Origin of the sequence: Vibrio fortis (assembly GCF_024347475.1) — a bacterium.
GTDB classification, from domain to species: Bacteria; Pseudomonadota; Gammaproteobacteria; order Enterobacterales; family Vibrionaceae; genus Vibrio; species Vibrio fortis.
Genome location: NZ_AP025488.1, coordinates 1,408,107 through 1,433,484, shown reverse-complemented (window position 1 = coordinate 1,433,484; position 25,378 = coordinate 1,408,107). Strand labels below are relative to the sequence as shown.

Genomic DNA, 25,378 nt, shown 5'->3' with positions numbered 1-25,378 from the left:
TTTTTATAGCTAATGGTGTTCAAAGTTAACGGTTTTCAAAGCGATTGTAGTCCAATAGACCAAACTCAATAGGTTGGTTTTGTTGATACCACCGGTGAACGCGGTCACTGAACGGCCAAAAGTCACTTGAGCTTCTACGTACCGCAAACTTATCAAGTAAAGCGACATAGTCCTCTTCAGTTTCAATTGCTTGTAACATCGAAACTAGTTGAGGGATTTGTTCTTCATCTAGATCTAGGAACGCGGCAGGGTAGCTACCAACAACGCCTCTAACCAGTGTTAGGTCATCGTTCTCGTAGTCACGATTGCTCTCTTCGTTAAACAGGCTAGAGATGTTGGTGTGAGAATTGTTGTGAATCATAGTAAACAACTGCTCTTCACCGCTTTGCGCTTTAATCATCATCATAACGAGTTGCGGAACATACTGTAGCCCCTCACCTTTGATCGAGTCGACCTGTCGCAACAATGCTTCATGTTTTGGTGCAAACCCAGTATCAACGATCTTATAACGATCATTGAGGATAGGTTTTAGCTTCTCTTCGAGCATATCGAACAACTCCGCCTTCGGGTTATCGGTTTTGTAGACGACACTAGACGGCTGATCGAATGGCGCGATATTGCGCTGCAAGAAGTCACTGAGCTGAGTATTTTGGTTTTGGTACCAGCTTGAGTGCTCCTCGTGGCGAACATCTTTTGGTAGTAGGGTCAGGAAGTTACTTTCACCTTCTAAACGTAAGAAGTCCATAAACATGCGAGTCATTAGCTGGTGGCCAAAGTTACCATAGACATCAAAGCCTGCCACTAACAGGTAATGGATACGCTCTAAGAGCGCGTAATCAAGCACCCATGCTGTCTTTGGTTGTGTGCCCACCAAACCTTGCACCACAGAGGCGCTGTCGAAGTGTCTAAACACCGTTAGTGCAGCATTAGGGTTCGTACCGCCACCATCCCAAATAACGTTCATGGTGAGGTTTTCACCGTTTTTGAACCACTTGTTGGTGAACTCTGACTTACCATCTAAATAACGAGCTTGCTGCTTCGAATATTTAACCCAGTTGGTGACGGGCAGAGTGTTACTTTCAAGCTCACCAGGGAGTTTAAGGTTATCTTTTTGGCTGGCGTAGAAGTCGTTGATCTCTGGAAGGTCGGCTTTATCTGGGTCGACAAAGACGACCCAAAAGCGGTCATTAATAACGTTTAATGCCAATTGTCCACGACATACGGGACCTTTGATATACGCCATGATGGTGTTCTGAGCATTGTCGAGCATGAACTTAAAGCGCGAATTCACCGGTAAGGCTTCAAACGCTGTCATCGGGTTGGCAGCAACATCTACCTCGTAGCTAGGCAGCTCTTTCACCGTGTATGGTGTATTGACGAACCAGGTTGTCCAGTCTTGTAGTCGCTGATTATTGAGCGCAAACGGCATGTGCGTTTTATCTACAATCGTGCCTTGCTCAGGAATGATGCGGTAGTAGACACGTGGCACCTCAGGATCATCGTAAGGGCGACGTGTTGTAATACGTTTAACGGGTTGGCCTGGTGGCGTTGCAGAGCGAACTAAGGTAAAGAAGCGAGTTGGCCCCTCTAACTCTGAAAAGTAGAGGTGAGAGAGGAACAAGTGCTCGTAGATGTAGCGAGCAGATAGCTGACTCTTACGCGAGCTTTTGTTTAAGAAGTTTTCGTAGGTGTTAACCAACGCTTGCTCACCTTCAGTCAAAGGGATGTGAGCGTTCATAATCGCGCCGTTTTCTAGCCAGCTCATCAAGGTCGCATATTCACCTTTGTCGAGGTTCGGCATCCCATAAGGCATTCCCCAAGTAGGGTAGTCTTTTTCGTATTGGGCGTACTCTTCAATGGTTGGACATTGTTGATTGCGATCGACAGCGAAATCAAAGCCTTCTAACTGTTTTTGATCGGGAAGAGGGTGGTTCTCTTTTTGAATCAACATACGAGCGACTAAACCAGCGTCTAAGTTGGCCGTCGAATTTTGCATACGCTCGTTCAATACAGGGTGGAAGTCAGCCTCACGCCACTCTTGAGTGGTCAGGGCGTCTTCAAACAAGCGGGTCGGTGCTGTTGCGGTTAATCGAGTGCCTTGATAAACCAATGCCTTACTTGCACCTCTGTCTATTCCTTCCACTGAGGACATTTTTAGCTGACAAGGGGCATCATAACAGGCGTGGCAAACCACGCATCGATTGTCGATGATCGGTTTGACTTCATTGATGAAATGTTGTGCTTGAGCAGAGACCACAGGTGCTTGGCGGTCACGCACTTCGGGTTCCCCAAATAGGTCATCGAAGTTTAAGCCAGCGTACATTGCACAGCCAGAAAAGAGACTGACCAGTGCGACAATCCATATTCTTTTTAGATTCATAGAGACTTATAGTTTTATCATTTTTCTTAAGTATATCGAAAATGATTGAAAATGTTCATGTTCTAGCGATTTGATGAATAGAAATGGTTCGAAAAACACCAAACCAATCGAGTCGATTAGTGGTTGACCCAACAGACGGAGAATGGGATCTGTAACCTTTCAAACTCTTTAATCCAGCGCCATTGATTGTCTTGGAGCTTATCTCCCGGCCCTTTCACTTCTATCCAGCGAAAGCCTTGTTCATTGAAAGCGATAAGGTCAGGCATTCCGGTTCGGTAAAGTTTGAGGTCTTTGAGTAACACTCTAAACAGCTCACAGAGAACAGACAGAGGAATATGTTTAATCGCTTGCTCTAAAAGCTCTTTGGAAAAGTACGCCCATTGAACAAATGGGTTAGCAATACCTTGTTTGTCTTCAAATGTATCCAATAGGATCTGCATTCCTTTGTGATTTAGCTCGTTGAAGGTTTGCTCGATCATGCCTTGTCTTTTGCTAGCAAAGTCGTCGTGGTACAGGTCGAGAGGGCGGTATTGATATTGGTTAATAAAGGCACCGTCAACTTCAGCAAATATTACATTCCAAAATGCTAAACCAAACAAACCGTTCAAAAAGGTGTTCTCACTGAAATAACAATGCCAACCCTGTGCTTCCATATGTGTACGTACTGCCTCTTCAACACGCATTTTGCTGAGGTCGAGTTCAATGTGTTCGTTGACACAGTTGGGTTTTTTAGAACGTGGGACTTTATGACCTTGCAGCCTTTGCACTCTCTGTTCTAACTTGTGCGCGACTTCCAACTCAGCAATATCAATCGGATGTTGAACTATCTCAGTGACAACGTCACTCATTGTCTCGATTTGGTTTAGCTTGTCATGAATACGAGCTTGTCGTTCACGACTTGGCGGTAGGTGTGATTGAGCAAAAAAGTGCAGTGCGAGTTGATACTCTTCTAATCGTTCAAGATCTCTGGCAATCAAGTTGATCAGTTTTGAACGGCGACGAACTAACGCAGTGTGGTCGCTATTGGTGGGAATGTCACTTAGCAGAGTAGTGAGAGATTCCGAGTCTTTGGTTGTGAGTTCATAATATTGATGTTGAATCTTATGCAGCGCTAACAGCTCATCGACTTGCTTACGGTTTTGAAAGAATCGAGATTCAAGAGAAATATTGACGGGTTCAAAGGTATTTAAACCTAAATCACTCAATACAAATTGGCTAAGATCTTGGTGGGTATTGCCAAAAAATAGCACGAGTAGGAGCTCGATGAGCTCAGGGTGCAGCAATTCAACACAGGTAAATGGAAGCTGGTCGAAAGCGGTGAAGGTTTCTTCAGGGAGTATGCCAAGCAGGATGTCTTTGCGGGCAGAGCGATGCTTGGTTAGCTCAGGAAAGATTTGAATGATCTCAGGCTTAGTGAGCAACTCATTTGCCAGCTCGACGCATGTAAGTTGAGGGCAGTTGCTTTTGTTGCCGTTACTCGAACGAATAAAACCGTGTTTGCTCAGTCGTTCTAACTGAAGGTCAAAATCTTCGATCTCTTGATAATTAAGTTTGTCGCTTCGAAACCAGTGTCCCTTACGGCTAAACATTCTCACGAGTGCACAACGAGCGGGAGCGGGCAATGCTGTGAAGCGCTCAAGCCATTCTTGTTCTTGGGGATTGAGAAGATCGAAATACCACTGCTGAGCATGGTCGATAAGGCGTTGAAAGTTAACGAGATAATAAGTAGGTGGTAGTACTGGTGTGTTGTCTAGCAAGGTTTTGTCTCATCAATCCGTTATCTGAAAAGGCTTTCCTTTAAATTGCATTACCATCAATGTGAATGGAGCAGATACAAAAAGAGCCTAACCCTAAGGTTAAGCTCTTTCTTTTCAAATTCAATCTTTTATCAGATTAAGCTTGAGATGCCTTTAGCTCAGCAACTTTAGCTTCAGACATTGGCTTAGTGATGATTGCTAGAACAATACACACTGCCATCATTGCTGCAGAGATAGTGTAAGCAAGGCCGTAGCTGTCGCCGTTAGTCATTGAGTAACCAACAACCGCTGTACCGATTGCACCACCGATACCCCATGCTGTGTATAGCACGCCGTAGTTTGTACCGTAGTTCTTAAGGCCGTAGAACTCTGCAGTTAGAGTTGGGAATACTGCAAGTAGAGTACCGTAACCAACCGCTGCAACCGCTGTACCGATGATTAGCGTGAACTCAGTGTTAAACGTAGCGAATAGTGCCATGTTTGCGCCTTGCAGGATGAATGCAAGTAGAAGAGTACGAACGCCACCGATTTTGTCAGCAAGCATACCAGCAGCAACACGACCGCCTGAGTTAAATACAGCAAGGATAGAAGCAAGATAAACCGCGTTTGGTAGGTTTGCTTGCGCGCTTGCGATACTTGTGATGTTACCGATGATCATTAGACCAACAGAAGCTGCGAATGCGTACATGATCCATAGAGAGTAGAATTGAGGAGTCTTCAGCATTACTTTCCAAGATAGGTCTTCGCTCTTCTTAACTGCTTTTGGAGCTTGACCAGCTTTTACTTTTGGTTCAGCTGGAGAGTAGCCCGCTGGTGGGTTGTTGATTGTTGCTGCTAGAGGTACTGCAATCGCTAGTACACCTGCACCAAGAATCTTAAAGCTTGTTTGAATACCCATGCTCTCGATAAGAGCTGCAGTTACAGGAGCTAGGTAGATAGCTGCTAGACCGAAACCTGCCGCGATAAGACCGTTAACCATACCTTTCTTAGAAGGGTGGAACCATTTCATTGCAGAAGGAGATAGACAAGCGTAACCGAAGCCGATACCAGCACCCGCTACAACACCAAATGTGATGTTCAGCATCAGTGGAGAAGTCGCAAAGCCAGATGCGATCATACCAAGGCCAGTTAGTGCAGTACCAAGGATAAGGATCTTACGTGGACCCATGCGGTCTTGCAGGATACCAGCAACCAGAAGACAGATAGAGAATGTGATTGTTGCAGTCGCGTATGGTGCTGATGCTTCAGCTGCAGACCATCCTTCACCTTGTAGGGCTTTGTTAAATACACTCCAAGCATACAGGATGCCAAGACAAAGGTTGATACAGAAGCCTGCTAGCAGGATACGTGTAGCTTTATCAATCTTGCTCATTTTTATTCTCGTTTCTGTCATCCATTGAGCGGGTAACTCAAAAGAAAACGGGTTATTGTGATGGTTTATTCAAAATTAGTTTGCGTTTATCAACAGATAGCGCAAAAGAGCGCGGATTATAACCAATAAAAATGTGATTGGAATCTCTTTTTACCCTTTTATCAAAATAAAACTTGAGTTGTTAAAGAACTGTTTTTTCTTGGTGTTGTAGTTGTTGTGAACACCTTTCTTTTTTGTACAAAACGGTCATTCAGCCTTCACTATTCATAGCGTTAACCGAAGCCATTTCTACAGTACCCCTACAAAGCGTGCGACCATCACATCATTGCAATTAATTTTAATTTATTTCGATGGTTAATTTTGTGTAACAAAATAAATCAATTTAACCAATATTGGCCATAAGGCCAGAGGGGACTTAGTTTCTTGAAAAGCTTAATGTTAACCAGTTGTTAACACAGGTGTTTGCAGACCATTTTGGTTACAATTTGTTCAGTTTTTGGGCTTGTTTTGTGCGAAAAAAGTGGGAAAATAGTACGCAAACTGAGATTCCAAATTTGAAAGGATGCGTTTCTAGTCTACATGAGGCGAGTATTATGAAACTATTTTTAATTCTATTGATGTCGATTACTGGTGGTGTTGCAGCTGCTGATCATATTCATTCTTTCTTGTTCGGCTTCTACATTGCGGCACTAGCTGTAGGTAGTTGCTACTGGTTGGCATTTCGCAGCACGCGTTTCCCACAACTGGCTCTGGTACTATTGCTATGTGGCTTCTTCGCGAAAATTGCGGTAACGGTTATCGGTGTCTCTTGGGGCATCTCGAACGACATTATCCAGTCACCGTTTATCTTCTCGTTGTCTTACCTGTTCTTCTTAGTGGTTGTGTCTTACGTATGGTTCTCTTACCGCGATAAGCTAACACTAAAGAAACGTGAGAAGCAGATTGAAGAGGCTCGCAAACAAGCAGCAGCGTAAATCAGATTCTTCTTTAAAAAGCCTTCTTCGGAAGGCTTTTTTGATCTCGCCATTATTTATAGTGGCACTAGATAAAACAAACCCCAGTATGGCGACATACAGGGGTTTGTTGCGACTGAAGCTTGAAGAACGTATTACTTCTTCATCATCTTTGCGAGATCCGCAAATGGGTTATGTGTCGCGTGTTGGTGATCATCTAGCTGAGCTTTAGCATCAACCCCATAACGTTCATGGTCGGTGTATTTTGAGTGCTCATGGTCGTGACAATAAAGGCACAGAAGTTCCCAGTTGCTGCCATCTTCAGGATTGTTGGTGTGGTCGTGGTCGACGTGGTGGACGGTTAGCTCACGAAGGTTTGAATAAACAAACTCACGCGCACACTTACCACAAACCCAAGGATAGAGTTTGAGCGCTTTCTCGCGGTAGCCACTCTCTTTTCGTGCATACGCTGCACTTGAACCGTTGTAATCAGACGACATTGCTTGTTTCCTATTTCTTGTATTGAAGCGATGTTATCACAGCTTGTCGCGAGCGATAGGTGAGTGATAGCGAAATCATGACTCTATCGATCAAGATTTGAATGAAGTTTGATTAGGGACAGATTTTCGCCATCAACTGTACCCTTAATCGAGTTATGTCATTCTGGAATAAGCCATGCTTAACAGTTTGAAAATAAATCGTATTGAGGGGTTTTAACCGAGAGTGTGTGACCTAATATCAGTGAGTGAGACCCAATATCAATAAGGAAATACTATGTCAGAACAATACACTCCGCCGAAAGTTTGGGTTAACGATACTGCTGGTGGAAATAAATGGGCAAACATCAATAGCCCTGAATCTGGCGCGAGGTTTGAACGTGAGTTGCCTGTTGGCAAACACGATCTGCAACTTTACTCGCTAGGCACTCCGAATGGTCAAAAAGTTACGATTATGCTGGAAGAGTTGCTTGCACAAGGCGTGAAAGAAGCCGAGTACGATGCTTACCTGATCAATATCGGTGAGTCGGATCAGTTCTCTTCTGGTTTTGTTGGGGTTAACCCGAATTCAAAGATCCCAGCGTTGGTTGATAAGTCTGGTGACGAAGAGGTCAATGTATTCGAGTCGGCTTCAATTTTAATGCACCTTGCTGAAAAGTTCGGTCACTTCCTACCAAAAGAGGGAGCAGCACGCACTCAAGCGATCAACTGGTTGTTCTGGGCACAAGGCTCAGCACCATTCCTTGGTGGTGGCTTTGGCCACTTCTACGCATACGCGGATGAAAAGCAAGAGTACCCAATTAACCGTTTTGCGATGGAAGCAAAGCGTCAGTTGGATGTTCTTGATAAACAATTAGCAAATAACGAGTTTGTTTCAGGTGACGAGCTGACAATTGCTGATATCGCGATTTGGCCTTGGTATGGCAACTTAGTACTTGGCAATCTGTACGATGCTGCAGAGTTCTTACAAGTGGAGTCGTACACTCATGTTGTACGCTGGGCGAAGCAGCTTGAAGCACGCGAAGGTTTCCAACGTGGGCGTATTGTAAACCGCTCATGGGGAGAAGAGTGGGAGCAAGTACCAGAGCGCCACTCTGCAGAAGATATTGATGCTGTGCTTAACTTGAAGCCGTAACCTTTACTGCAGTGTAAATATGAAGCTTTGAGTTAAATCATCGCATCAATTTGAACGCCATATCGTGAAAGCGGTATGGCGTTTTGTGTTTTAGCGTCATCAAACCAATGAATTGAAAATGGCACAACAAAGTAAGGTGATTAAATCTCTTTAATTCATATATTTATGACTAAATAGGGTTGTGGTTAGGATAAAAAACTATAGTCATCAAGACGGAGTAAATCTCTAAAATAGCGCTCTAATTAAAACTACCGTTAATCATACTCAATGAAAAAAAACTTGCTCGCGCTGGCGATACTGTCTGCGTTCCTTTCTGGTTGTAATGACGACTCTACAAGTCACAATGAGAGTCCTGATACAATTCCACCAACTGATATTTTGCCTCCTACGGACATCATTCCACCGACTGATATTATTCCGCCCGCTACGTATATCGCCTCTTTGTTATCAAGTGGCTCATTGGTAAAGGGAGACGTGTATTGCAATGGTGTTCAGCTAGAAAATGGTACGTTTGAAATCAAGCAGGGTGTGAGCTTTGGCTGTCATTTGGGACACCTCAACTTGGGTGACTTTACTGCTCCCTTCCCTGAACCATCGGAAAAAGCGATTTCAAACAGTGAATTGACCGTTTCATTTGATTTGACCCATCAGCATGGAGTCAATGTCACTAAGGTTCTTCAATCCATTGATGCTTGTGCAACGGAAAGCGCGATTTGTCTCAACGAATTGGATGCGTTTGACATTGAAGCAGTGTATTCCCAACTGGATGATTTAGCAGCCGTAGAAGCCTATTTAGCGACTAAGGAAGAAGAAGCAACCGATGCTGTTGGTAAAGCGCCAAGCTCTCATGTGGATACAACCATTGTTCCAGCTGTGGATCCAAGTGCTAATAACAACCTCAACTCAGATTTTGTTTCTGCCGACGCAGAATCCAGTTATGCCTACAAACCAAGTCTTGAAGGTAAGGTCTTCACTCAAAGTAAATTGACAGACGCTAACGGTAAAGCCATCTCTGGTATGCATTTCTTTTCAGCCAACGCGACGGGCATTACTGATGAACAGGGGCACTTTGAGTACTTATGGGGAGACAAGCTGACATTTGGTATTGATACGTTTGAATTTGGCCACATTAACGGCAACCAAATCTCTTATAAGCTCTCTGATGTGACCGACAATGTGGTGATTAAAGCCAATATTCAGTCTCTCATTGAGCGTTACGCTGTAGAACATGCATCTCACTTTGAGATTTCAGAAGAGGTACAGCGCACTTTCTCACAGTACCCGAACGTGATTAATGAGTTGATCAATTTGACGCTTCCGAATGGTGGGGCGATTGAAGGTTCAGGTTTCGAGATCCCGAATGAATTTACTGATCAATTTAATCAAGGATTGACAGCAGAAATCGATGAAGAGTTGCGACAAACGCCGTTGTTTATGGATTATGTTCGCCAACCTGTGACCTTATCTATGGACTCAGGTCATTATGTTACCGAGTCGCTTCAACAAATATTCCACAACGTAAACACCTTCCATGTGTTTAATGATAACGGCAGCTTTTACGGCGCTTCGGGATACACGCGTGGTATGCGGGCACTCAACATCTCAAACCGAGCTTTTCCTGTGATGATGCCGAGAACCGATACCAACCGAGAGCTCTCTTTTGGAGAACAGCAAGCTTGGACACGTGAAGGAAGACCTTACATTGCCGAGCACCCTCACATTGATATGTTACCAATCCCTCTGGTTTCTGAAGACAATGCAACTTACGGTTTTCCTTTTGTAACCGCAGGGGAGATAGGTAAAGGTAAAGTCGTGTTCATGGGCAACGGTTTATACCCAAGTATTTTGTCGTGTCCAGAAAACTATTGGGCCAATAGATCACTGCATATCGATAGTAACAAGCAGCTGTGTACCGTTTCGGAGATCGAAAACCTACAGCATGATGATCAAGGCAGTATGAGGCTGTTTTTCTCGAACTTATTTGAATGGTTCAATAACGGTTCGTCGATTGCTGGGTTGAATGCCGTTACCAATATTGACCAAGCTTATTCGGCGTATCACCACTCTACAATGGGTAAGCAGTACACCTTTTTTGTGAGTCCGCAATATGGTTTTGCATCAGTTGAAAAGCGGGGTTCTGGTGAGTTTGATGGGCTTGATGTGACTACAACACCAATTATGATTCTTCAGGCATACCCACCTAAGCTGATTCAAGACGGTATGACTAACCAGTTTGTTTCTGACTTAGACAACCCTAATTTGAGTCAAGAGGATATTACTGCGCTTATTAACTACGTAAATAACGGCGGTAACATCCTGTTTATGGACGCAATTCAAACTACGAACCCTGAACCTATCGGGCGTCTAGCCGATGCCGCTGGTGTTTCTGTGGGTGGTGAAAACGTAACACCGACGAATCAAGCTTTCTGTGGTAGCTCGTATTACTGCCAAGCTCCTTATCCAAACCTGCATGTGAAGAGTCAGAAAGAGATGGTGGTTTTGGAGCGTTTCCAAGACAACCAAGGTGAGCCTCCGTTTACCATTAATCAAGATGGTACGGTCGAGTGGATTAAAGATGAGTCCAAAATTAAGTTTGAAATCCCAACTTATGAAGTAGTGAAGCTAGATGCAGAACGTAAGCCGTTAGTTGATGAGTCTGGATCACCAATAATGGTGACTAAGCAGGCGCGGATATTTGTCGAGACGGACGAAGAGCGTGCTAAAGCGATTAAGGAACTGCAAACAGCCTTTACCGGTACTCCTCTTTGTCGCAATGATTACGAATACGAGTTCAACTGTATCGAAACACGATCTGGGCATGGAGTGACAGTACGTGGTGCCTACCAACGTGCAGACTTTGATCGCTACGATGTGAGCAAAAGTGTGGTTGAAAGCATGGTCAAAGCTGCAAACCTTGGTTCAAACTTCACTTCTCTTTACGAGCACGAGATCTATTATCGAACTCAGGGTAAGTCAGGAAAACGCCTATCTAACAGTGAGTTGAATCAGAGTTTCGATAACCTGTCGGTATGGATGTGGAATGACAACGCATACCGTTTTGAGTCAGGTGTGCAAGATGAATTAGGCTTCAAGCAAGCTGTGCAGTTCTTAAACTGCTACACCGATGGCAAACATCAAGCCGATACGGAAGAGGCGCAGTGTCCCGTTGACCTTAAAGCGTCACTTGTCGCAAATGAGATGATTCATAGTGAAGGGGAGTTAGCAGGTCAATTGAACCCTAGCTATCCATTGAATTATATGGAAAAACCATTAACGCGTATCATGTTGGGTCGTTCGTATTGGGATCATGACATTGTTGTAGACACGACGTTGTATCCAGGTCGAACTATGGCTGCATCGACAACTGAGACGGTTCCGGTTGTAACAACGGGTCAAGCGGTGACCTATTCAGCAGGAAACAACCAATCAACTGGCTTATGGGCACCGCAGTTGCAGGAAGTGACCATCAGTGATGGTGTTCCAGCGAGGATCACTGTGATGATGGCAGACGATTTAACCGGTAAGCAAAATCACGAAACAAGTTTAAAGCGCCCGCCGAGAATGCAAACCACTTATGCATATGATGGATCGAGCTTGACCTTCAAATCGCCATACGGTGGTCTGATCTACATTCAACCTAAAGATAATAATGGTGGAGAGGCCCAATTTAACGTTTCGGGCGTAATCAAAGCCGCTTGGTGGAAAGAGGGTAAGTGGCTTAATTCCGTTGAAAATGCTCAGGCTCCGATAGCAGAAGTCGATACGGGTTCGTTTATCTACACCACACCGGTTAAAAATCTACAGTCAACGGATCTACAAAGATTCGCGAAAGAGATGAATCGCTTTGCTGATGCTGCTAGTGATTTTTATGGTCGAGATGAAGAGCAAGTAGGCGGGTTACATCGCCGATTTACGTATGCTGATCTTGAAGCATTTCGACATCGTTTCGTGAATGATGTTCAGATCTCGATTGGTGCAGCTCACTCCGGTTACCCTGTGATGAACTCGAGTTTTAATCCGGACCGAACCACCATCCCGACCAATCCAATCAATGATTGGCTATTGTGGCACGAAGTTGGGCATAACTTAGCATCTGCACCATTCTTGGCTGAAGGCAGTACGGAAGTTACAAACAACTTATTGGCTCTGTACATGCAAGAGTTAGAGGGACGAAACGACAAACCAGAGATGGATCGTATCAAGACGGATATCAAGAAAGCCCCGAAATGGTTAGAGATGAATGACCAGCATGCATGGGCGAATGGTGATGCGGGGATACGCTTGGTGATGTTTGGACAGTTGAAGATTTGGGCAAAAACGCATTTTGCTATTGACGACTGGTATGCAAAAGGCGCCAACCAATCAAGTGTTTATGGTGAAGACGAAGGCTGGAATATGTTTAAGTTGATGCACCGAAAAGCTCGAGGTGATGACTTTGGGGATGAGGTTCGCAACTATTGTAGTAGTGCAGAAACTGGTCTTACTGGTGGAGATCTCATGATGGTGTGCAGTTCATATGTATCGAATTATGATTTGAGTGACTTCTTTGTTGCTTGGAATATCGGTGAAACATCAATGACAAATCCGGATGGCTCCAAATCGTATAGCGGTGGAATCAGTGCCAATGCATTACGTGTCGTTGAGCAATTAAATCTAGATAAGCCAGAAAAAGGCCCATTAGAGATTGATTCAATCTATTGAAGGTGTTGACGATTATCTAGGAACTATGAGGGCAGTCTTTGCTTAAATTGGTGTTGTGATTGCATAACACTTTGTATTTAAATAAGAAGATTAGGTGAGCTGTTATTGTTCAACAAAGCAGGTTACACTGCCCTCATCATAATTCTAAAGGACGGTGATATGTACCACGGTCATGTTTATTTTCCTCTGCGATTTGCAGAGCAAGCTGAAACTTTACGTCAAAAAATCCTCTCGGAGCGTAACGATGTGATGGAGGTTTTCCCGTTGGTTCAGCGCCTCGTTGGCCCTCATAAAATGCCAATGTTTGAAATCCACTTTGCTAACAAAGAGTCAGGCATTGTGGAGTGGTTGGATCAAGAGCGTGGTGATATGTCTGTGCTGATTCACCCAGTAACCGGTGGGGAAGAGACGCTTGATCACACTGTGCGAGCGATTTGGCTTGGTCGAGAGTTAGGTGTCTTTGAAGAGACATTATCAAGCTAGCCTGCATACAACATACGTAACAAACACAAAACCCCGATGGTCATTGATCATCGGGGTTTTCTTTTGAGTACTCTAATTATTCTGCATCTTTAGGTTTGCCAGTGTCGTTAGACGTATTGTGATGATTAATGTTGCTTTATGTGGCTATGAAAGCCTAACTGCGCCAACTGTTGCCTAACAGCAGAGATACCGCAACTGATGCGCCTAGTGCGATCAATATATTGGTCAGGTTTAATCCCCAAATTGCCACGCAAACTGCAACAGTGACGATAGCCCATAATAAGGTTTCTAGTATCCAAGTGCCCATGAGTCGGCTCCTCTATCTGTGTATAGGTGTAGCATACCGATACAAAGGTAACCACTTGGTAACCAGCCAGATTCATTCACTCGAATTACAAGTTATTGAAGCGAACCGTGACGATAAAGGCCTCTTGGTGCTGCCTATGTGCCAACTGCCACCCCTGGCTGTTACAGACACGTTCAACCAATTCTAAACCTATACCGAAAGAGGTGTCTCGGTTACTGTCTGCAGCCAAAGTTGGGTCGGGTGAGGTGTTACTGATCTCAAATTCTTGGTCATTTAATCTCATCGTGACTTTACCGTGACCACCATGTTGAAATGCATTTCGGACAAGATTGGTCAGCACGACTTCGAGAAGCTCTTTGGGCTGGTGGATCTCATCACAGCTGACTTGTGTATCTACCTCGACTTGTTTTTGGGAGAGTAGGTATTGCTGACTATTCACGATCTGCGTTAACAAAGGTTTTGTAGGGATCGATTCATACTGGGTCTCAAGGTTACTATTGCGGCTCATCCACAAAAGGGTGATCACAAGACTCTGCATGCTTTGAACAGATCGCTGAATACGAGCAACCGCGCGCTGGCCACTGTTTGGGATATGTTCAGCAAGGCGTTCTAGCATATCGCCACTGGCAGAAATGGTAGTGATTGGGGTACGCAGTTCATGACTGGCTGCACGCAGGAAGAAGCGCTCACGATCATTAGCGCTGCGTTCTCCTTCAACACTACGAATTAACTGCTCGGCTAAGGTCTGAATCTCACTGTAACGAAACTTCTCTAGGTGGCTGACGTCATCAAGATCGAGCGTCTTTGACCAAGTTGATAGCGTCAGGATTGGTTTCGTTAGGCGGTAAACGAGCACTCGAATCGACAAGAACACCAATAGCAACAAACCACCAATCACCAAAAACGCTGAGTTAAACTGAGTGACTGATTCTGGTGGGCTTAACTCAAATAGCGCCAGATACAGCGCTTCATCGTATTCAGAAACGATGTAGAGGATCTGATCACTACCGGGTACAGGGTGCTTGGCCGCATAAAGATACTTCCCATAATCTTGATTTGAGTTGGAAGTCGGGTTTATGTAGGCTTCATAGATTTCGTCGGCTTGAAAATCCTGCCACGAGAATGCTTGCTGAAACTTGGCTGGGATTTGAGAGGGTTCAAGGAATACCTGAAAGGTTGGATTGTCACTACGAGGCGCTTCCCCTGTGGTGAGGTAGTGTTGCTCTGCTGCTTTTAACTCATACAGGAAGCCGTATTTGGCGCTTTCGTTGATACCAATATGATAACTCTGAGAAACCATTAAACCGTAAGCTGCCGTGAGTAGCAGTAAAAGACCAAACAGATAAAGATAGATGTCTCTCTTGATGCTGACGCGTTTCATTATGCTTCCTCTCGCAATGCCACTCCGACGCCATGCACAGTATGAATCAGCTTCGAATCAAAAGGGGCGTCAACCACTTGTCTTAGCTTAAATAGTTGGGCCTTAAAGCTGTCTGGGGTAGGGAGTTCGTCCTCCCAAGCCTCTTCTAATTTTGCACGAGCCACCACATTGGGGCTATTTTTGACTAGCGTTACCAGCATACGCCAGCACACAGGGGAGAGCTTTAATGGCTCTCCACTGCGAGTGGCTTGATGGGTATTAAGGTTCACCTCAACGTCAGCGGCACAAAGGGTAGAGACCACCCCTTGTGAGCGGCGTACTAACGCCATTAAACGTACCTTGAGTTCTTCCATCGCAAAAGGCTTGACGAGATAGTCATCAGAACCCACATCGAAGCCCGCGATTTTGTCTTCTAAGGTGTCTCTGGCTGTCAACATTAAGATCGGTGTCGTGACCCCTTGTGCTCTCAATGATTGGCATACATCAAGCCCGTCCATTTTCGGCATATTAATGTCGGTGAGAATCAAGTCGTAGCTACCGCTTAGCGCGAGATTCAACCCTGCCATTCCGTTGTAAGCAAAGTCGAACTCGAAGCCATCGAGTTCCATGTAATCAGCAATGGCTTCAGCAAGATCACTGTCATCTTCAATCAAAAGTGCGTGAATGGTCATGGGTTTCCTTTCTTGATTCTCGTTCCCTTCTCCAAGCCCATATTGGTGGTTGTACCAAGAGTTGTAAGCGGTACGTCCAATTGGGTGCGTGCCACATTTGGCTGAGGAGTTTTCCGTAACCGTGGAAGTATACTTTTAATGGGTTCACCGAATTGATTCTTGGGAAAACGCCATAACTTACGGTTTCTTCTTCTCTCGCAAAGGTACCAAACATGCGATCCCAGATGATCAAGATACCTGCGTAGTTTTTGTCGAGGTATTGCTTGTTGGTCGCATGGTGAACCCTGTGGTGAGAGGGCGTATTGAACACTGCTTCGATAGGTCGTGGCAACTTCTTCACTGTCTCTGTGTGAAGTAGCGTTTGATAAAGCTGAACAAACGTTTCACACATCAACACAACAAACGGGTTGAATCCAAGTAGAATCAACGGCAAGTGGAAGAAGAATGGGAAAAACCAATCCAGTGGCCCAAAACGATATGCCACAGAGATATTAAAGTAGGGTGAACTGTGGTGCACCGAGTGTGTTCCCCACGCGAACCCATTGCTGTGCAGGAAGCGATGCTCCCAGTAATAGGCAAGATCCGCCAAGATCAAACAACCTAAAATCGTCCAGCCGGTAATGGGTAGCTGAGTCAAACTGAAGTTTTCATAAGCGAAAACAAAGGCACCTACGTAGGCAAGGCCTATGAAAAACACGATCACTAATAAGAAAAATAGAGTGACGAAGTTAGTCAGGCTGTCACCTAACATGTTCCAAGAGAGTTTCTTTTTGAATGCATACCGAATCAATTCAAATATAAACAACGCTAGAGCAACGATGACAAAGTTATCATCGACCCAAGTTTCGGTGAATATGATTTGGCCTTCACTAAAGATCTGAGACAGAAATTCCATGACGATTATCCTTGTTGGTTCTATTTATAGTAGACATAGAGTTCACTGGAATCAGGCAGCCCGTGCTGATTTAGATAGTGGCGTTCGAGTACGGCCTTCACTTCGCGTCGAAAATCTATCATCTCCCAAGCGTTTGTTAGCTCCGTATCGTCATGTTGCCCTTTATTAAGCAGTGTTACGGCTTGTTTGATGCTTGGAAAATTCGCATTAGGCTTGTCATCAGACGTCGCGTTTTGTACAAAGCCGACGGTGACTTTAGCTTCGCTGAAATCTTTGGTGATATCTTGGTAAAGAACAATCACTTCATTGCCTACAACATTCGGCGTACTTAAGTTCGGATTATTGTTGGATTCAACCTGCTCATAAAAGAGCGCCCAGACTTGCGGGACCGAATCGAGCGCAACCGTCTTGGTTACCCCAATAATAGAACCTGATTTTGTCATATCGGTCTTGTCGTTAGACGCTGTAACGAGTGCCGCGTTGGCGTTAGTGTTTTTACTGGCGTCGGCATTGGTTTGAGTCTTTGCGTCTGCAATCGCAGGTTGGGTATGTAGAGCTGCCCAAATCGCGCCGGTAATGGCCGTTGTTGTGAGTATTGAAGCGAACAGTTTCATTGTCACTCTCCCTGTTGGTTATTGGATATTGAGAATAGCGAGTGTGCATTCTCGTGTTGCTAAACAAGATAACGGGAGAGAGGTAATCAAAAGGTAACCAAAGATAAAAGCCTCAATACAGCAATTTGGGACACTTTTTCCAACGTCGAATTAGTAATACTGACGCCATTATTATTTGTGGGGTCAATAATGAACTTCAAACAGCCCATCTCACTGTTCACCATCATCCGTTTGAATCTTTGGAAGGTTCTCTTGACGTGGCTGATGGTACTTATCGAAAACATTATGCTGATTCTATTGCCTCTGTTTATCGGTTTCGCAATAGACGGTGTGCTACAGCAGGATCTGCAACCCTTATTGATGCTGGCCTTGTGCTTGTTTGTACTGGTGATTGTTAGCGTTGTTCGTCGTTTCTACGACACCCGTGTTTATGGCTCTATTAGAGTTAAGCTAGCGAATTTGGTCGAGAGAAACCTACGAGGTTTAGAGCTATCAGCCAAAGATGCGCGCTTGACCATGTCTCGTGAACTGGTCGATTTCCTTGAAGACGACCTGCCTTCCTTGATGACGGCGGTAGTTCAACTGATTGCTACTGTGGTGATCTTGGCAACCTTCGATTATTCACTGGCGTTCTCCATGTTGGGTGCGGGCATTGCAATGCTGATCATCTATGGGTTGTTTCATCACACCTTTACTCGTTTGAATGGCGAATTTAATGATCAAGTTGAACAGCAAGTCTGGTTGCTCGGCGCGGCCAAATTGTCTGCTATTCGACATCACTTTGAACGTCTCAAACAGTGTGAAGTGAAACTTTCCGACACTGAAGCCATTGTGTATGGATTTATCTTCACGCTGCTGTTTTCTGCGGTGCTGAGTAACTTATGGCTAGTGAGTTACATGGATTCACCGACGCCGGGCCAGGTCTTTTCGATTGTGACTTACTCATTGGAGTTCGTTGAAACAGCGGTACTACTACCGATTACCCTACAAACCCTCTCTCGACTTGGTGAAATCAGCCAGCGTCTTAATCAAAAAAACAAACAACCGGTTATGAAGGAGAAGCCTTATGAAGTTTAAAAAGCCGCTTTCCATTGCCCTCGGCTGCGTGGCGATTCTCGCTGCCTTAATTCTTGTCGATGAACTCGAACCCGATCCGGTCACACTGGAAGAGAAAGAGGCCGTTCTTGCACCTGTGTCTGTAATTGAAGTGACGCCAACTACCTATGAAGCCTCTTTGAATTTGTTGGCCGTCACACAGTCACGCTGGCCAATTCAACTCAAGGCATCAAGCAGTGCCGAGCTAGCTTGGGTTAACTTGGCAATGGAGCCGGGAACATTAATAAAAGAAGGCGACGTATTGGCTAAGTTAGATAACAGTGCACTGCGCTCCAACGTTGCGATGGCTCTGAGCCAGGTTAAACAAGCGGAACTGAATCTAAAGCAAATAGAACATGAACAAACCGTGGCACTCAAAATGCTCAATCCAAGTAAAAGTTCCGCGTTTGCCCGCAAAGAACCACAGGTTGCAGCGGCCAAAGCCGAGTTAACTCAAGCAAAACAGGCTTATCAGAGTGCGACAAAATTACTTAAAGAAGCCACCATCGTTGCTCCCTTTGATGCAGTGATTTTGAATCGTCATGTGAGTCCAGGAGAGTGGATAGAAGCGGGACAAGCCATATTTGATCTGGCTGCTAGCGATTCGATTGACGTTGCGCTACCCGTATCTGAGTTACATTGGGCAAGAGTTCAGCAAGCGGTACTTAAAGGGCAAGAAGCTTCTCAGCCAGAGATAACCGTGGTTGCCCGCTCTGGACAGCGTTGGTCAGCCGCAGTGCGCTATGTTTCGCCAAACGTTGATCCGGTTACTCGCCAACGACAAGTCGTGCTCTCGGTTCAAAACCCTTATCAGGTTCCACGCTTGTTCCCAAATCAACAGGTTGAGGTGAAGGTGAACCTTGGTGAACAAACTGACGTGAGTTCGCTTCCGATGAGCAGTTTAACGCGCGACGGCTATGTCTGGACGTTAGATAGTCACGATCAATTGCAAAAAGAGCGAGTGACACTGGTAGAGGAGACTCAAGAGCAAGTGCATGTGAAGTTCTCTGACCATCAACAAAAAACTCGCTCAGTGGTTAAGTATCCTTTGTCTTCAATGTTAGCGGGTAAGCAAGTTGCCCCGATTCGCACGGTTGAGGAGCTTGAATTAACCACAGCTATCGCCTCTAAAGCAACGCAATCGGAAGAGGTGACTCCATGAATTGGTTAACCAAGTGGTTTATCCATAATCCAGTTGCTGCCAACTTACTGATGATGGCGATTGTGGTCAGTGGTGTGCTCTCGTTTGGGCACCTTAGGGTTGAGTCTTTTCCTCAGATCGCACCGTCGTCGGTGGTAATTAATGTGGCGTACCCAGGAGGTACAGCGCAGCAGATTGACGAAAGTGTCACGCAGCGCATTGAAGAGTCGATCAGTGGTATCGCAGGCATTAAGCAGATCACCAGCCAATCAAGCGCAGGTATGTCGCGAGTGGTGGTACGCAAAACCAGCTCAACCGATTTAGACAAGCTGTTGGATGATGTACGCAACCAAGTCAATGCGATAAATGGGTTTCCCGTACAGGCAGAAAAGCCACAGGTAGTTCGCAACGAGTTTACCAATCTAGCGGCTTTCGTGATTGTGTCTGGAGATCGCAGTGATGCAGAGCTTCAACCGATCGCGAGGCAAGTTGAGCAAGCATTAAAAAAGCACGCTCAGATATCCAAGGTATCGAATTGGGGTTCTCGAAATCCTCAGTTGATCATCGAACCAAAGCCGCAAGAACTTGAGAATTTGGGCATTACGTTAGAAGAGCTTGCACAGTTGATTGAGCAACGCTCGTTTGAGTCTCGAACTGGTGAGCTTCTTAGCAGTAAAGGCCGCGTGATCATTCGTGGTGACGGCTATGCTGATGACTTGCAGAAGCTCAATGATTTGGTTGTGATCGCAAATGCAAACGGCAAGGTGCGACTGAGTGATATTGCCGAGCTTAGCCGAGGCTATGAACAGAGCGGTTCCATCGTCCGAAATAACGGTTCGAATGCAATTGCCCTTTTGATCAGCACGAGCCAAACCGATAACTTACTTAAGGTGAGTGAGGCGGTTCAACAAGTGCTTAAAGAGCAGCGTGCACAGCTGCCGTCTGATATTTCGCTGGATACCATGGCGGATATGGCACCTTACATCGAAGAACAACTATTTCGCTTAGGTGACAACGCATGGCAAGGGCTATTGATTGTTATTGTCTTGTTGGGGCTGTTTCTTGAACTCAAGCTGGCATTCTGGGTCGCGGTCGGCATTCCGGTTGCGCTCGCAGGCACGTTGGTTTCAATGCAGCTAACGAATTACAGCGTTAATGATATAACTCTGTTTGGCTTCATTTTGGTGCTCGGGATCTTAGTGGATGATGCGGTGGTTGTAGGGGAGGCAATCCACGAAAAGCGGACGCCATCGCCAGCGGGAAAGGCGATCGATCCCAAGCTTGCAGCGTGGCAAGGTGTTCACTCGGTGTCGGTTGCAACTGTATTTGGGGTGCTTACTACCATTGCTGCCTTTTCACCGATGCTGTGGATCAACAATGAATTGGCTAAGGTGTTGGCGGGCTTCTCTGCAGTGGTGATCTTCGCATTGATCTTCTCGCTGGTGGAGAGCAAGTTCATCCTGCCTTCGCACCTTGCGCAGATTGAATCTAAACCGCGTCGAAACATCATTACGCGAATCCAAGGTAAGGCTCAGCAGATGCTTCAGGCGTTTAACCTGCGAGTTTATAAGCCCGTGCTGGAGCATGCGTTGAACTATAAGTTCGCGTCGTTATTGGGGTTTGTTGCCATGATCACCTTGGGTTATGGAATGTGGTCGAATGGCGCGATCCGTAGCGCACTGTTCCCTGAGATCCCAGGGCGTTACGTTACCGCAAAAATCGAACTGGAAGACGGTGCGCCACTACCATTACAGCAACAAGCACTGTCACAAGTTGAGTTAGCAATGGCGAAGGTTGAGCAGAGCTTGATGGATGATTTTCCTTTAAGCGAAGCCCCAGTGATTAACCTACTAGCGTGGTCAGACGGTTTTGGTGAGATTGAAGTAACAGCGGAGCTAACAACTGAATCACTCAGCACTTTACCAAGTAATCTATTGATTGACCGTTGGCGTGATGCCACGGGAGCCGTGGAAGGGGCGTATTCGACTCAGTTTAGTGCGGCAGAAGAACCTGCAGGTGGTACCTTCATTACCGTATCAGCAAATGACAGGGCACTGGCTAAACAAGTGAGCCAATTATTGTCTGAAAAACTTGCCAGCTTGAACGGCGTTTCAGATGTGTATGACGATGGACAAGCCGGTTCGCCGCAGGTGCGTATTGTGGTAAATCGATTTGGTGAACAATTGGGGCTAACACAAGAGAAGCTCGCAAAACTGGTTGGTGAGGCTTATGGTGAGCGAGAAATACATCGCCTGCTCGAAAAAGGGCAAGAGACCAAGGTTTTACTGCAATATGCAAGAGAGCACCGTCAGACACTGTCTCAGTTAGAACAAGCCATGATTCGTCTGCCTGATGGTGGTTCGGTGTTACTCGGCGATGTTGCGAGCCTTCAATACGAACAGGAGCCACAAGTCGTGTACCGTCGTAATCGCGAGCAAGTGCTTAACCTATACTGGAAGCAGAATCGTGATATTCAATCGCCAGAGCAAACTATGGCGCAGCTGGATGAGACCATTACAGAACTGGAAGCTCAATATCCTGACGTCACGATAAGAGCAGGGGGCGAATTTGAAGAGATTGGCGAGGTGTCGTCAGGCTTTAAAACCGCCATGATCCTCACTCTGTTGCTGATTTACATTTTGTTGGCAGTGCCGCTTAAATCTTACTGGCAACCCTTTATTATTATGGCGGTGATTCCGTTCGGCTTTGCCGGCGCGATCTTCGGCCACTACATCATGGACCTGCCAATCAGTTTGCTCTCTATGTTTGGGATGATGGCGATGACAGGTATTGTTATCAATGATTCATTGGTTCTCATCACTCGATTTAACTCGGAGTATCGAAGTGGGGTGCCGCTGCAGAAAGCGTTGGTGATTGCAGGAACCAGTCGTCTACGAGCAATATTCCTGACGACCATCACTACTGTGTGTGGCTTGTTACCGCTGCTCAGTGAAACGGCAGAGCAGGCGCAGTACTTAAAACCTGCCGCAGTCTCGCTGGTGTTTGGTGAACTGTTTGCTACGGCGGTCACCTTAATTTTGATTCCGGTGCTGCTCGGTTTATTTTGTCGCAAAGCGCCGAAAATCGAGCAAACGTCGCTTTCTTTAGATTACGCATAGCCTTTAGATTACGCATAGCCTTTAGATTACGAATGGCTTATAGAGAACGCATAGTGACGGATATTACATTAGAACTCGGGCATCGTTTGACCCATATTGGAAAGAGCATGAGTAACAAGGACGAGAAGAACCAACCTAAGTCGGAACCTAGACCGGCATTTCAATTGGTGCCGGAGGTGGCGTTGTTGAAATCCCTTCCGGATCATCAAAAGAAGCGTTTCACTCAAGCTCTCACCATGATGCATGAAGAGTGGGCAGAGCGACGTACTTGGGAAGAGATCGCGACTGCTGCTGCGATATCTCCGTATCATTTTCATCGCCAGTTTGCTGAATTGTTCCATGAGACACCGGGTCAATACCTAGGTCGAATCCGGCTACAAGTGGCGGTGAGTTTGTTATTGAACGATGAGCCGTGGAGTGCAATGGAGATAGCCCAATATTGCGGCTTCTCTTCGTCTCAAGCGCTTGGTAAAGCATTGAAAAGAGACCTCGGCGTGACTGCCAAACAAATTCGTAAAATGGGATACGAAGCGACGCCACGAGAAACCGCAGATTTCCTTAAACGGCTTGCACACCCGACAGGAAGTGGATCGATAGAGAGCCATCTTGCTCAGTCGATTCCAACCGAATTGGTCTGGTACCCACAACGAAGCATGAAAAATTTAAAGCTAGATGACCCTGATTGGGACACTGTATTTGAGTTGTATGGTAGAAAATCGACTAAGTTAATGAGCACCACACCATTAAAGCAGATGCGCAAAACATGGGATGAGATCGATCTCTGTATCGGCAATTGGCAGGCGGACCCTAGCCAGCATGATGTGATCATTGCTGAGGGTTACTACTTATGTAGTGAGGTTTATTTGGTATCAGATGTAGCATACAGCGCTGCGTTGGAGTCATTGTTTCAAAGTGCTGAGCAACAAAAGCTCCGACTCGATACTCAAGGGCACTTAGTGGAGATGATTCGTCAAATTGATACAACGGATGTTGAAGGTGTGACTTTCTCATTTCAGTTACCAGTGATTGTCGATGATCTCGAATCGGCTACAAATTAAAGAAACAAAAAGGCTCCTCAATTGAGGAGCCTTTGCTTATAAAGTCACTTTATCGGAGCTGAGCAGAATAGGGGGATTAAGCTTCTGCTGTTACTTTTGAGTCGCTCATCTTTTTCAGAGCAGCGTAACCGAAACCGGTAACCGCCGTACCTGCTGCAATCGCCACTAGGTACATCAGCACAGGAGAGATTGCACCTGGAATCAATAGTACGAACAGACCACCGTGAGGAGCCATCAGTTGTGCGCCGAACAGCATTGATAGAGCACCAGTCAGTGCGCCACCAGCCATACATGCAGGGATAACACGCATTGGATCTTTCGCTGCGAATGGAATCGCACCTTCAGAGATGAAACATAAGCCAAGTACGAATGATGCTTTACCCGCTTCACGCTCGCCTGCTTCAAACTTGTCTTTCACTAGGAAAGTTGCAAGGCCCATACCTAGAGCAGGAACCATACCCGCTGCCATGATAGCCGCCATTGGTGCGTAAGTTTGTGAAGCTAGTAGACCAACACCGAATGTGTAAGCCGCTTTGTTTACTGGGCCACCAAGGTCGAAACACATCATTGCGCCTAGAATCACACCAAGAAGAATCGCATTAGACGTACCCATGTTGTTTAGGAAGTCAGTCATCGCGCTCATTACGCCAGAAACCGGACCACCTACGATGTACACCATTACCAAGCCAGTAAATAAGCTCGCGATAAATGGAATGATAAGAATCGGTTTAAGGGCTTCCATAGATTGTGGAAGTTGAACCTTGTCAGCAATGAACTTGGCTGAGTAACCTGCGATGAAACCTGCTGCGATACCACCTAGGAAACCTGCGCCTGTTGAGCTCGCCAACATACCGCCGATCAGACCCGGAGCCAGACCCGGACGGTCAGCAATTGAGAATGCAATGAAACCAGCGAGAACCGGAATCATCAGAGCGAATGCCGAACCACCACCAATGGTCATCAGTGCCGCTGCTAGTGTGCCTTCTTCTTTAAACGCTTCGATACCGAATACGAAAGAGAGTGCGATGATCAAACCACCCGCAACCACGACTGGAAGCATGTGAGACACACCGGTCATTAGGTGCTTGTATACGCCTTTTTTCTCGTCAGCAGGTGCTGCTTGTGAAGACGATGCCGTGTGTTGGTATGGCGTTGCTTCTGCGAACGCTTTTTCAAATTCTTGAGTCGTTTTCTTAAGTGCAGGACCCGTCGTTGTTTTGTATAGCGGCTTGCCGTTGAAACGATCAAGTGGAACGTCGATGTCTGCGGCGATGATGACTAGGTCTGCTTCTGCAATTTCTTGGTCAGTCAGTTGGTTTTTCGCACCCACTGAACCACGCGTTTCAACCTTGATTTGGTGACCAAGACGTTGACCTTCATTCTCTAGCGCTTCAGCGGCCATGAAGGTGTGTGCAACACCTGTCGGGCAAGCGGTGATAGCGACAATCTTCTTCGCACCACTTGCTTTAACTTCTGTTGTCGCGGTGGTGACTTGTGAAGCGTCTAGCTCTTTCGCGTTCGCAACCGCATTCTCTAGAAATGCTTTTGCGTCTGCAGTGCACTCAGAGATTGGCGCTTGGTAGACTTTTTTGCCGACAAAGCGCTGTGTGTCTACGTCCGTGTTTGCCGCAATAACAATGGCATCACTGCTCGCGATCACTTCCTCAGAAACTGCTTCACTTGGAAGAACGGTTGATTGGCACTCGATGTTTGCGCTCCAACCTAGTTCCTTAGCTGCCTTCTCAAGTAGACCTGCTGCGATGATGCTGTTTGCAACGCCACTCGGGCATGCTGTGATAATGGTAATATTCATAGTAAA

18 protein-coding genes are annotated in these 25,378 nt (G+C 45.8%); 8 read left to right on the top strand and 10 right to left on the bottom strand.

Annotated elements, in window-relative coordinates; genetic code table 11:
- Positions 1-25: 25 nt before the first annotated feature.
- The 3 genes from OCV50_RS20815 to OCV50_RS20805 form a co-directional block, all read right to left on the bottom strand.
- Positions 26-2,380 (bottom strand): fatty acid cis/trans isomerase, encoded by a 2,355-nt coding sequence (locus OCV50_RS20815; RefSeq protein ID WP_261904510.1) that lies wholly within the window; start codon positions 2,378-2,380, stop codon positions 26-28.
- Positions 2,381-2,496: 116 nt separating this feature from the next.
- Positions 2,497-4,137 carry a VRR-NUC domain-containing protein gene (locus OCV50_RS20810; RefSeq protein ID WP_261904509.1) on the bottom strand — a complete coding sequence of 547 codons (1,641 nt, stop codon included), beginning with the start codon at positions 4,135-4,137 and terminating at the stop codon, positions 2,497-2,499.
- A gap of 136 nt (positions 4,138-4,273) precedes the next feature.
- Complete coding sequence (locus OCV50_RS20805; protein WP_032552300.1) at positions 4,274-5,509, bottom strand: L-lactate MFS transporter; 1,236 nt, start codon at positions 5,507-5,509, stop codon at positions 4,274-4,276.
- Positions 5,510-6,102: 593 nt separating this feature from the next.
- Between OCV50_RS20805 and OCV50_RS20800 the strand changes: the two genes are divergently transcribed.
- Positions 6,103-6,483: an NADH:ubiquinone oxidoreductase gene (locus tag OCV50_RS20800; protein ID WP_239840236.1), complete on the top strand. Its 381-nt coding sequence runs from the start codon at positions 6,103-6,105 to the stop codon at positions 6,481-6,483.
- Between the two features lie 134 nt (positions 6,484-6,617).
- Here OCV50_RS20800 and OCV50_RS20795 read toward each other — a convergent pair whose 3' ends face one another.
- A complete protein-coding gene (locus tag OCV50_RS20795) occupies positions 6,618-6,962 on the bottom strand; it encodes a YajD family HNH nuclease (RefSeq protein ID WP_261904508.1) in 345 nt (114 codons plus the stop codon).
- Between the two features lie 274 nt (positions 6,963-7,236).
- Between OCV50_RS20795 and yghU the strand changes: the two genes are divergently transcribed.
- The 3 genes from yghU to OCV50_RS20780 all read left to right on the top strand — a co-directional run bounded on the left by yghU (position 7,237) and on the right by OCV50_RS20780 (position 13,278).
- Positions 7,237-8,094, top strand: a complete 858-nt coding sequence (gene yghU / locus OCV50_RS20790; protein ID WP_239840234.1) for a glutathione-dependent disulfide-bond oxidoreductase — start codon at positions 7,237-7,239, stop codon at positions 8,092-8,094.
- A gap of 267 nt (positions 8,095-8,361) precedes the next feature.
- On the top strand, positions 8,362-12,795 hold the full coding sequence (locus OCV50_RS20785) for an SslE/AcfD family lipoprotein zinc metalloprotease (protein WP_261904507.1): 4,434 nt from the start codon (positions 8,362-8,364) through the stop codon (positions 12,793-12,795).
- 159 nt (positions 12,796-12,954) lie between these two features.
- On the top strand, positions 12,955-13,278 hold the full coding sequence (locus OCV50_RS20780) for a DOPA 4,5-dioxygenase family protein (RefSeq protein WP_239840232.1): 324 nt from the start codon (positions 12,955-12,957) through the stop codon (positions 13,276-13,278).
- A gap of 154 nt (positions 13,279-13,432) precedes the next feature.
- Here the strand turns inward: OCV50_RS20780 and OCV50_RS20775 are convergent, their stop codons facing one another.
- The 5 genes from OCV50_RS20775 to OCV50_RS20755 all read right to left on the bottom strand — a co-directional run bounded on the left by OCV50_RS20775 (position 13,433) and on the right by OCV50_RS20755 (position 17,146).
- Positions 13,433-13,585 (bottom strand): hypothetical protein, encoded by a 153-nt coding sequence (locus tag OCV50_RS20775; RefSeq protein WP_239840231.1) that lies wholly within the window; start codon positions 13,583-13,585, stop codon positions 13,433-13,435.
- A gap of 85 nt (positions 13,586-13,670) precedes the next feature.
- Positions 13,671-14,966: a sensor histidine kinase gene (locus tag OCV50_RS20770; RefSeq protein ID WP_261904506.1), complete on the bottom strand. Its 1,296-nt coding sequence runs from the start codon at positions 14,964-14,966 to the stop codon at positions 13,671-13,673.
- Positions 14,966-15,637: a response regulator transcription factor gene (locus OCV50_RS20765; protein WP_261904505.1), complete on the bottom strand. Its 672-nt coding sequence runs from the start codon at positions 15,635-15,637 to the stop codon at positions 14,966-14,968. Before OCV50_RS20765 ends, OCV50_RS20770 begins: the two co-directional genes overlap by 1 nt.
- Positions 15,612-16,532, bottom strand: a complete 921-nt coding sequence (locus OCV50_RS20760; RefSeq protein WP_239840228.1) for a sterol desaturase family protein — start codon at positions 16,530-16,532, stop codon at positions 15,612-15,614. Before OCV50_RS20760 ends, OCV50_RS20765 begins: the two co-directional genes overlap by 26 nt.
- Positions 16,533-16,552: 20 nt before the next feature.
- Positions 16,553-17,146, bottom strand: coding sequence for a hypothetical protein (locus OCV50_RS20755; RefSeq protein WP_261904504.1), 594 nt, complete (start codon positions 17,144-17,146; stop codon positions 16,553-16,555).
- 189 nt (positions 17,147-17,335) lie between these two features.
- Here OCV50_RS20755 and OCV50_RS20750 point away from each other — a divergent pair, with 189 nt between their 5' ends.
- The 4 genes from OCV50_RS20750 (at position 17,336) to OCV50_RS20735 (ending at position 23,559) form a co-directional block, all read left to right on the top strand.
- Complete coding sequence (locus OCV50_RS20750) at positions 17,336-18,223, top strand: ABC transporter six-transmembrane domain-containing protein (RefSeq protein ID WP_261904503.1); 888 nt, start codon at positions 17,336-17,338, stop codon at positions 18,221-18,223.
- Positions 18,213-19,403, top strand: a complete 1,191-nt coding sequence (locus OCV50_RS20745) for an efflux RND transporter periplasmic adaptor subunit (protein ID WP_261904502.1) — start codon at positions 18,213-18,215, stop codon at positions 19,401-19,403. Before OCV50_RS20750 ends, OCV50_RS20745 begins: the two co-directional genes overlap by 11 nt.
- The gene (locus tag OCV50_RS20740) at positions 19,400-22,501 is read left to right on the top strand and encodes an efflux RND transporter permease subunit (RefSeq protein ID WP_261904501.1); all 3,102 of its coding nucleotides are present in this window, start codon (positions 19,400-19,402) and stop codon (positions 22,499-22,501) included. The genes OCV50_RS20745 and OCV50_RS20740 overlap by 4 nt, the downstream gene beginning before the upstream one ends.
- Positions 22,502-22,608: 107 nt before the next feature.
- Positions 22,609-23,559, top strand: a complete 951-nt coding sequence (locus tag OCV50_RS20735) for a helix-turn-helix transcriptional regulator (protein ID WP_261904500.1) — start codon at positions 22,609-22,611, stop codon at positions 23,557-23,559.
- Positions 23,560-23,635: 76 nt separating this feature from the next.
- On the opposite strand, the gene fruA is transcribed toward OCV50_RS20735, so the two are convergent.
- The gene (gene fruA / locus OCV50_RS20730) at positions 23,636-25,372 is read right to left on the bottom strand and encodes a PTS fructose transporter subunit IIBC (RefSeq protein ID WP_261904499.1); all 1,737 of its coding nucleotides are present in this window, start codon (positions 25,370-25,372) and stop codon (positions 23,636-23,638) included.
- Between the last annotated feature and the right edge of the window lie 6 nt (positions 25,373-25,378).